This is a genomic window from Bifidobacterium sp. POST2/T3 (B1), from assembly GCF_058197115.1.
The window spans coordinates 3,660-5,450 of sequence record NZ_JBVPQK010000179.1 but is presented as its reverse complement, the minus strand read 5'-3'; the positions used below and the strand labels follow the sequence as shown (position 1 = coordinate 5,450).

2 protein-coding genes are annotated in these 1,791 nt (G+C 63.9%); one reads left to right on the top strand and one right to left on the bottom strand.

Annotation, left to right across the window (positions count from 1 at the left end; genetic code table 11):
• A partial coding sequence (locus AC0AP0_RS08435) for an HD domain-containing protein (protein ID WP_490430144.1) occupies positions 1–732 on the top strand: 732 nt, incomplete at its 5' end.
• Positions 733–883: 151 nt separating this feature from the next.
• On the opposite strand, the gene AC0AP0_RS08430 is transcribed toward AC0AP0_RS08435, so the two are convergent.
• On the bottom strand, positions 884–1,791 hold a 908-nt coding region (locus tag AC0AP0_RS08430; protein WP_490430143.1), incomplete at its 5' end, for an RCC1 domain-containing protein.

The following is a 1,791-nucleotide window of genomic DNA, read 5'->3' as shown; positions in this document are numbered from 1 at the left end:
TCCGGCCTGGCTGACATCGTTCTGCCCGAGGTGCCGGCTCTGCAGCTGGAGATAGACGAGCATCACCGGCACAAGGATGTCTTCGAGCACACCCTGATGGTGGTGGACCGGGCCATCGCCCTGGAGACTGGACCTGACGGACCTGTGCCCGCCCCGGATCTGACCCTGCGCCTGGCTGCCCTGCTGCACGACATCGGCAAGCCCGCCACCAGACGCTTTGAGCCCGGTGGCAAGGTCAGTTTTCATCATCATGATGCTGTCGGAGCCCGGTTGGCCCGTAAGCGCCTCAAAGCCCTGCGCTTCGACCACCACCTGATCGCCGACGTCTGCGACCTGATCTCCATGCACCTGCGCTTCCATGGCTATGTGGACGAGCGCTGGACCGATGCGGCCGTCCGCCGTTATGCCCGGGAGACCGGTCCGCTTTATGAGCGGCTCAATCGCCTGACCCGGGCCGATGCCACCACCCGCAACAAGCGCAAGGCTCAGGTCTTCTCCTCCGCTATGGACGAGCTGGAGGACAGGGTGGCTCAATTGCGCCAGCAGGAGGACTTGGATGCCATCCGGCCCGACTTGGATGGACGACAGATTATGCAGATTCTGGGCCTCAAGCCCGGACCGCAGGTAGGACGTGCTTACCGGCACATGCTGGACTATCGCCTGGATCAGGGCCCTGTCGACCAGCAGACAGCCGAGCAGGAGCTGCGGGACTGGTGGCAAAGCCAGGGCTAGGGCTAGGTCAGGCCTGGCTCTAGTCCTAGCTGAGCGTTCCTGGTCTGCATTCTGGGGGTTCGGATGCCGTTTGGTTCTGGCTTTCGGGGTTGGAGGGTGCGATGGCGGTCCCGCCTATGGGCCCGGGCTGTTGCTTACTCGTGTGAAGTGTTCATGCTGTCTGTCTCGTGCGGGCCTGCTTTTGGCGGCTTTTGGCGGCTGTGGCAGCTCCTGCGGTGAGTAGTCCTGTGGCGAGCAGGAGGAGCATGCCGTCGCCTCCGGTCAGGGGCAGGCTGGCGATGGACAGGTACCGATAGGTGTTACCCTTGTCGGTTTCCTGCTGTTTGCCGTCCTGGGTCCAGTCGATGGCCACGGGCGCCAGCCCCGGCGTGTAAGGGGGAGTGGTCACCTTCCAGGTGCCGTCGGGGCTGGGCTTGAGGTCCTTGCCCGCGGCGAGGCACGTGCCCTGCTCCTGATTCTGGCCGAAGCATACGCTGGTGGTCTGCGGCTTTCCGGGGAAACCGACCGGGCCCGGCCGGCTGGACGGCCAGGCGTTGGAGGGGTCGCGCCCCAGCTGGCCGTTGCTGTTGCTTCCCCAGGTGTAGAGCTGGCCGTCGGAGCCGATTGCTGCGGAATGATACCATCCCAGGCTGGCTTGCGTCCAGGTGAATCCGGCGGGCGCTCCTTGGGGCTTGCCCACCAGGGTCGGCGTGTACCGGTCGGTGGTGGTGTCATCGCCCAGCTCGCCGTATTTGTTCCATCCCCAGACGTACAGGTTCCCATCGGATCCGAAAGCTGCAGAATCCCCGTCTCCTAGGCTGGCTTGTGTCCAGGTGAACCCTTCTGGTGCTCCTTGGGGTTTGTTGACCAGGATTGGCGTGTTCTGGTTGGTGGTGGTGCCGTTGCCCAGCTGCCCGTACTGGTTGTTTCCCCAGGTGTACAGGTTGCCGTCCGAGCCGATTGCCGCGGAATGATGTTCGCCTAGGCTGGCTAGTTTCCAGGTGAATCCTTCTGGTGCTCCTTGGGGCTTGTCGATTTGCGCTGGCCTGTTCTGGTTGGTGGTGGTGCCGTTGCCCAGCT